The sequence below is a fragment of the Nonomuraea sp. NPDC003709 genome, from assembly GCF_040610775.1.
Lineage (GTDB): Bacteria > Actinomycetota > Actinomycetes > Streptosporangiales > Streptosporangiaceae > Nonomuraea > Nonomuraea angiospora_A.
Genome location: NZ_JBEXMW010000012.1, coordinates 367,733 through 375,312, shown reverse-complemented (window position 1 = coordinate 375,312; position 7,580 = coordinate 367,733). Strand labels below are relative to the sequence as shown.

Annotated in this window: 5 protein-coding genes; all 5 read right to left on the bottom strand. The window is 66.6% G+C overall.

Annotated elements, in window-relative coordinates; translation table 11 throughout:
• Positions 1-408 precede the first annotated feature (408 nt).
• Positions 409-2,973 carry a valine--tRNA ligase gene (locus tag ABZX61_RS34185; protein WP_355200217.1) on the bottom strand — a complete coding sequence of 855 codons (2,565 nt, stop codon included), beginning with the start codon at positions 2,971-2,973 and terminating at the stop codon, positions 409-411.
• Between the two features lie 80 nt (positions 2,974-3,053).
• Positions 3,054-4,337, bottom strand: coding sequence for an ATP-dependent Clp protease ATP-binding subunit ClpX (clpX, locus tag ABZX61_RS34180; RefSeq protein ID WP_185067261.1), 1,284 nt, complete (start codon positions 4,335-4,337; stop codon positions 3,054-3,056).
• Positions 4,338-4,523: 186 nt separating this feature from the next.
• On the bottom strand, positions 4,524-5,147 hold the full coding sequence (locus ABZX61_RS34175) for an ATP-dependent Clp protease proteolytic subunit (RefSeq protein ID WP_192786903.1): 624 nt from the start codon (positions 5,145-5,147) through the stop codon (positions 4,524-4,526).
• Positions 5,148-5,161: 14 nt separating this feature from the next.
• Positions 5,162-5,794, bottom strand: coding sequence for an ATP-dependent Clp protease proteolytic subunit (locus ABZX61_RS34170; protein ID WP_185078200.1), 633 nt, complete (start codon positions 5,792-5,794; stop codon positions 5,162-5,164).
• Between the two features lie 321 nt (positions 5,795-6,115).
• On the bottom strand, positions 6,116-7,507 hold the full coding sequence (gene tig, locus ABZX61_RS34165; protein ID WP_350731471.1) for a trigger factor: 1,392 nt from the start codon (positions 7,505-7,507) through the stop codon (positions 6,116-6,118).
• Positions 7,508-7,580 lie beyond the last annotated feature (73 nt).

The following is a 7,580-nucleotide window of genomic DNA, read 5'->3' as shown; positions in this document are numbered from 1 at the left end:
CAAGCAATTTCCGTCATAAATGACGGGGATATGCATGTGTATCTCATGCACTGGCTTTTAACACACTGTTGAGTTCTCAAGAAACGGACGCGTACATCCCCACCAAGATCTTGGTTAGACCCTAGCGCGGAGGCGCACATTTCATTTCCTTCAGTCTAGCAGATCCGGACGATCCTTGTCAAACCGCCCGATCCGGTAGCTTCCGGACTTGCCTCTCTTCGAGGCAACCCTGCTAACTTACTCCAACTTTCGGCGCTTGTCCAACCGTGCGGCTGGACCCGCCCGAAAACCGGGGGTAGATCAGAAGGGGTGTCAGGGCAACCGCCCTACGTTGAAAACTGTAGCAGCCCCGACGGCGTCGAAGGTCCATCTTCGGTAACGAATGGACCTTCCCCGCGTTCGTATGGTTCAAACCCCGAGCCCGGCGAGCTGTGCCTCGAGCCGCGCGATGTCCGCGGCGGCCTGCTCGGCACGGCTCCTGACCTTGGTGACCACGTCTTCCGGCGCCTTGGCCATGAACTGCTCGTTGCCCAGCTTGGCGGCCACCTGCGCGGCCTCCTTGCGGGCGACCGCCAGGTCCTTCTCCAGGCGCTTGCGCTCGGCCACGACGTCGATGGCGCCCGCAGTGTCGATCTCCACGGTCACCCCGCCCACCGTGAAGCTCGCCGTGGCGCTGAACGACTCCGCCGGCTCCGTGAGGCGCAGCAGCGACCGGATCGCGCTCTCCTGGCCGACGAGCGCAGTGCCCGCCAGCCCGAGCCGGGCTGCGACCTTCTGGCCCGGCTTGAGCCCTTGATCCGAGCGGAACCTGCGGACCTCCGTCACCAGCTCCTGCAACGCTCCGATCTCCGCCTCTGCCGAGGCGTCGGTGAAGCGGGTGTCGACCTCCGGCCACGGGGCCGCCACGATCGACTCGCCGCCCGTCACGGCCCGCCAGAGCTCCTCGGTCACGAACGGCACGAGCGGATGCATCAGCCGCAGCAACGCGTCGAGCACGTGGCCGAGCACCAGCCGCGTGTGTTCGAGCCCTTCGCCGAGCTGGATCTTGGCCAGCTCCAGGTACCAGTCGCAGACCTCGTCCCACGCGAAGTGGTAGAGCAGGTCGGAGGCCTTGGCGAACTCGTAGTCCTCGAAGGCCGCGTCGGCGGTCGCCACCACGGACTGCAGGCGCGACAGGATCCACCGGTCGGCCGCCGTCAGCTCGGCCCCTTCCAGCGATCCGACGGCCGCGCCGTTCATCAGGGCGAACCTGGTGGCGTTCCAGATCTTGTTGCAGAAGTTACGGGACCCGGCCGCCCACTCCTCGCTCACCGCGACGTCGGCGCCGGGGTTGGCCCCGCGCAGCAGGGTGAAGCGGGTGGCGTCGGCGCCGAAGCGTTCGATCCAGTCGAGCGGATCGACCACGTTGCCGAACGACTTGGACATCTTCTTGCCGTACTGGTCGCGGACCATGCCGTGCAGCGCGACCACGCGGAACGGCGGCTCGCCGTCCATGGCGTAGAGCCCGAACATCATCATCCTGGCCACCCAGAAGAACAGGATGTCGTATCCGGTGACCAGCACGGAGGTCGGGTAGAAGCGCTGCAGCTCGGGCGTCGTGTCCGGCCAGCCGAGCGTCGAGAACGGCCACAGCGCCGAGGAGAACCACGTGTCGAGGACGTCGGAGTCCTGCGTGTAGCCGGCGGGCGGCTCCTCGTCCGGGCCCACGCACACGACCTCGCCGTCCGGCCCGTACCAGACCGGAATGCGGTGCCCCCACCAGAGCTGCCGGGAGATGCACCAGTCGTGCATGTCGTCGACCCAGTCGAAGTAGCGCTTGGCCAGCTCCGGCGGGTGGATGCGGGTGCGGCCGTCGCGGACGGCGTCGCCCGCCTCCTTGGCCAGCGGCCCGACGTTGACGAACCACTGCAGCGACAGCCTGGGCTCGACCACGGTCTTGCAGCGCGAGCAGTGGCCGACCGAGTGGAGATAGGGGCGCTTCTCGGCGACGATGCGGCCCTCGGCGCGCAGCGCGGCGACGACGGCGGGCCTGGCCTCGAAGCGGTCGAGCCCCAGGAAGGGCCCGTGCGCGGTGATGACACCGCGCTCGTCCATGACGGTGATCGACGGCAGGGAGTGACGCCGTCCGATCTCGAAGTCGTTGGGGTCGTGGGCGGGGGTCACCTTGACCGCGCCGGTGCCGAAGGCAGGGTCGACGTGCTCGTCGGCGACCACGGGGATCATCCGCCCGGTGAGCGGCAGCTCCACCATCGTGCCGACCAGGTGCGCGTACCGCTCGTCAGAGGGGTGGACGGCCACGGCCGTGTCGCCGAGCATCGTCTCGGCGCGCGTGGTGGCCACCACGATCTCGTCGGAGTAGCGGATCGAGACCAGCTCGCCCTCGTCCTCGCTGTGCTCCACCTCGATGTCGGAGAGCGCGGTCAGGCAGCGCGGGCACCAGTTGATGATCCGCTCGGCGCGGTAGATCAGCCCGTCGTCGAACAGCTTCTTGAAGATCGTCTGCACGGCCCGGGAGAGCCCGGTGTCCATCGTGAACCGCTCGCGCGACCAGTCGACACCGTCGCCGAGCTTGCGCATCTGGCCGAGGATCCGGCCGCCGGACTCCTCCTTCCACTCCCAGACCCGCTCGACGAACGCCTCGCGCCCGAGGTCGTGCCGCGACTTGCCCTCCTTGGCCAGCTCGCGCTCGACGACGTTCTGGGTGGCGATGCCGGCGTGGTCCATGCCCGGCAGCCAGAGGGTCTCGCGCCCCTGCATGCGGGCGCGCCTCGTCAGCGCGTCCTGGATGGAGTGGTCGAGCGCGTGGCCGATGTGCAGGACGCCCGTCACGTTGGGCGGGGGCAGGACGATGCTGTACGGCACGCGCGAGCTGCCCGGGTCGGCGGTGAAGTACCCCTGGGATACCCAGCGCTCATAGCTCCGGGTCTCGACGTCGGCCGGGGTGTACTGGGTGGGCAGCTCTGGCGTTGTCACGGTGACCAATTCTAAGGAGGTGGGAAAGCAAAACGCCCCAGGGATCGACTCCGCCGGGGCGCTTGCCGTGGTTAAAGGGATCAGGCCGACTTTTCCCGCGGCGTGCGCTGCTGCTTGGCGGCAAGCTGGTCGCGGGGTACGAGCGTCGGGATGGCGTGTTCGAGGACGGACTCGCGGGTGATGACGACGCGGGCCACGTCTTGGCGCGACGGCACTTCGTACATCACCGACTGGAGCACTTCCTCCAGGATCGCGCGCAGCCCGCGGGCGCCGGTGCCGCGCAGGATGGCCTGGTCGGCGATGGCCTCGAGGGCGCCGTCGGTGAACTCCAGCTCCACCCCGTCGAGCTCGAGCAGCTTGCGGTACTGCTTGACCAGCGCGTTGCGCGGCTCGGTGAGGATCTGGATGAGCGCCTCGCGGTCGAGGTTGTGCACCGAGGTGATGACCGGCAGACGCCCGACGAACTCGGGGATCATGCCGAACTTCAGCAGGTCCTCGGGCATCACGTCGCCGAAGATGTCGGCCGTGTCGACCTCTTCCTTCGAGCGGATGATGGCGTTGAAGCCGATGCCCTTCTTGCCGATGCGCGACTCGATGATCTTTTCCAGACCGGCGAACGCGCCGCCACAGATGAACAGCACGTTGGTGGTGTCGATCTGGATGAACTCCTGGTGCGGGTGCTTGCGGCCGCCCTGCGGGGGCACGCTCGCCGTGGTGCCCTCCAGGATCTTCAGCAGCGCCTGCTGCACGCCCTCACCGGAGACGTCGCGCGTGATCGACGGGTTTTCGCTCTTACGAGCGATCTTGTCGACCTCGTCGATGTAGATGATGCCGGTCTCGGCCTTCTTGACGTCGTAGTCGGCGGCCTGGATGAGCTTGAGGAGGATGTTCTCCACATCCTCGCCGACGTATCCCGCTTCGGTGAGCGCGGTGGCGTCGGCGATGGCGAACGGCACGTTGAGCATCTTCGCCAGGGTCTGCGCCAGCAGCGTCTTGCCCGAACCGGTCGGCCCGAGCAGCAGGATGTTGCTCTTGGCCAGCTCGAGGCCGTCGTCTCTGCCCCGGTCACCCGACTGCACCCGCTTGTAGTGGTTGTAGACCGCCACCGAGAGGGCCTTCTTCGCCTTGTCCTGACCGATGACGTAGGCGTCGAGGAACTCGTAGATCTCCCTCGGCTTGGGCAGGTTGTCCCACTTGAGCTCGGAGGACTCCGAGAGCTCCTCCTCGATGATCTCGTTGCAGAGATCGATGCACTCATCGCAGATGTAGACGCCTGGACCGGCAATGAGCTTCTTGACTTGCTTCTGACTCTTTCCACAGAAAGAGCACTTCAGCAGGTCTCCCCCGTCGCCGATGCGTGCCACCCCAGATACTCCTTTGCGTGGGACCGCCCTGCTCCTGCGAGAGCAGTGTCTCCGGACATCCTCCGGACTTGGCCGAACCGCTCAGGTTTCGACGTTACCGTCTTCTGGGCCCTCAGTGAGCCCCCTAGCGGCGAGTCGCACCGGAACGTGCCCTATTGGGCAGCGCTCCGGTGCGTCACGTCCCGTCTAGGAAGCCACGGCCTGAGCGCGCTTCTTCCTGGACGGGATGATGTCATCGATCAGACCATACGCCTTTGCCTCGTCCGCGTTGAGAATTTTGTCGCGTTCGATGTCCTTGCGGACTTGGGCGGCGGTCTTCCCGGAGTGCCTCGCCACGATGTCCTCGAGGAGGTTTCGCATGCGAAGGATCTCGCGGGCCTGGATCTCGATGTCACTGCCCTGGCCGCCACCCTCGGTGGACGGCTGGTGGATCAGCACCCGGGCGTTGGGCAGCGCGAATCGCTTACCCGGGGTGCCGCCGGCCAGCAGCACGGCCGCGGCCGAGGCTGCCTGGCCCAGGCAGACGGTCTGGATCTCCGGCCGGACGAACTGCATCGTGTCGTAGATCGCCGTCATGGCGGTGAAGGAGCCACCCGGCGAGTTGATGTAGATGCTGATGTCACGGTCGGGGTCGAGCGATTCCAGCGTCAGCAGCTGGGCCATCACGTCGTTGGCCGACGCGTCGTCGATCTGCACTCCGAGGAAGATGATGCGGTCCTCGAAGAGCTTGTTGTACGGGTTCATCTCCTTCACGCCATATGACGTGCGCTCGACGAAGGAGGGGAGAACGTAGCGGCTCTGGATGTTCACTTCTCTGCTCCCCCTTAGGAGACCGGGCCCTGTGAGGGCACCTGCCGCGCACTGCGGACCACGTGGTCGATGAAGCCGTAATCCTTGGCTTCCTCGGCCGTGAACCAGCGGTCGCGGTCGGAATCGGCCTCGATCTGCTCCAGCGGCTGGCCCGTGTGGTGGGCGATCCGCTCGGCCAGTGTCTTCTTCACATAGAGCATCTGCTCGGCCTGGATGGCGATGTCGGCCGCGGTGCCGCCGATGCCTCCGGACGGCTGGTGCATCATGACCCGGGCGTGGGGCAGGCCATATCGCTTGCCCTTGGTGCCCGCGGTGAGCAAGAACTGCCCCATCGAAGCGGCCATGCCCATCACAACCGTGGAAACGTCGTTCGGTACGTATTCCATCATGTCGTAGATGGCCATGCCAGCGCTCACCGAGCCACCCGGCGAGTTGATGTAGAGCGTGATGTCACGGTCGGGGTCGTCGGCCGCGAGCAGCAGGAGTTCGGCGCAGATGCGGTTGGCGATCTCGTCGTTGACCTCCTGCCCGAGCACGATGATGCGCTCACGCAGCAGGCGCTGGTAAAGCTGGTCCTCAAGCCGGAAGGACGAGCCGTTCTCACGGCCTCGCGACTCAGGCTGATAGAAGGTCGGCGGGCTGGTCACAGCGTCACCTTCCGATGCGTCGTAATCGATTGGCTTTGCTTGTGACCTTAACGCGCGCCGCGCACAGCTCATGCCCGGTCCCCGTACTGTTCGCTGACGGCGCAGGTTCAGCACGCCCTCCTGCGGCGTGGCTCCCTGAAGCGCCACGCACGGCCTGCCGGCCGCGGGTCCGGCACCCAGAGGCCCGCCGAAGCCCTCCGGGTGCCCACGAGCCTTCTGAGGGCCTTACACGGCCTGCACGTCTTCTCCGGGAGCTCCCCCGGAAAGGCCGAAGCCCCCGAACCGGACGGTTCGGGGGCTTCGGAAAGAGCGGGAAGGCGGTTACGCCTCGGACTTCTCCCCGGCGGGCTCGTCCTCGGCGGCGGCCTCTTCCTCCACGACCTCCTGGCCGTTGATCTCGGCGTAGATCGCCTTGAGGTCCACCTCGTTGCCGTCGGTGTCGACGACCTTGGCGGCGTCGCCGAGCACCGACTTGGCCTTGTCGCGCACGATCTCGACCATGGCCAGCGTGAGCTGGTCGTTGTCGGCGAGGTGCTTGGCCAGCTCGTTGGGCTGCACGCCCATCTCCATGGCGCGGCGCACGACGAAGTTGGTCAGCTCCTGCTCGGAGACGCCCAGCTCCTCGGCCTTGACGATCTTGTCGAGCACGAAGCCGACCTTGATCGCGCGGGCGGAGTTGGTGTCGAACTCGGCGAAGCGCTCCTCCTCCGTCGTCTGGTAGAGACGGAAGAAGGCGTCGCGGCTCAGGCCGCTCTCGGCGATCTGGTGGTCGAGGTTGTGCTTGCGGGCGTCGACCTCGGCCTTGAGGGCGCTGTCCGGGAGCGGGATGTCGATCTGCTCCAGCAGCGTGTCGAGGGCCTTCTCGCGGGACTGCACGACCTGGTCGATCAGCTTGTTGCGGCGGGCCTGCTCGCGAATGCTGGTCTTGAGCTCGTCGAGCGTGTCGAACTCGCTGGCGAGCTGGGCGAACTCGTCGTCGAGCTCGGGCAGGACCTTCTCCTTGACCGACTTGACGTTGATGATCACGTCGGCCTCGTCGCCGGCGTTCTCGCCGCCGACGAGCTCGGTCTTGAAGCTCTTCTCCTCGCCCGCGGACATGCCCTCGAGCGCGGCGTCGAGGCCCTGGAGCACGGAGCCGGCGCCGACCTCGTAGGAGACCTCGCTGGCCTGCTGCTCCTCGATGTTGTCGCCGTCGATCTCGGCGCGCAGGTCCATGACGACGAAGTCGCCGTTGGCGGCCGCGCGCTCGACGCCGGTCAGCGTCGCGAAACGCTGGCGCAGGGAGTCGAGCTGGGCGTCGACGTCCTCGTCGGAGACCTCGGCGGAGTCGACCGTGACCTCGAGGCCCTGGTAGTCGGGCACCTCGAAGTTGGGCCGGATGTCGACCTCGGCGGTGAACTCGATCTGCTCGCCGTCCTCGATCTTCGTGACCTCGATGTCGGGCTGCGCGACCGGGAACACGTCGACCTCGTCGACGGCCTTGCCGTACAGCTTGGGCACCGCGTCGTTGAGGGTCTCCTCCAGCACTACCGCCCGGCCGAAGCGCTGCTCGATGATGCGGGCCGGAACCTTGCCAGGCCGGAACCCGGGGACGCGCACCTGCTGCGCGACCTTCTTGTACGCCGCATCCATGCTCGGGCGCAGCTCGTCGAACGGCACCTCGACAGTGAGCTTGACCCGGGTCGGGCTGAGCTCCTCGACAGCGGTCTTCACGGAATGGTCTCCTTGATCAAGCTACGAGTGATCGCGGGCGCGTCCATCGGTAACGGCACACGCGCCGCGCCCA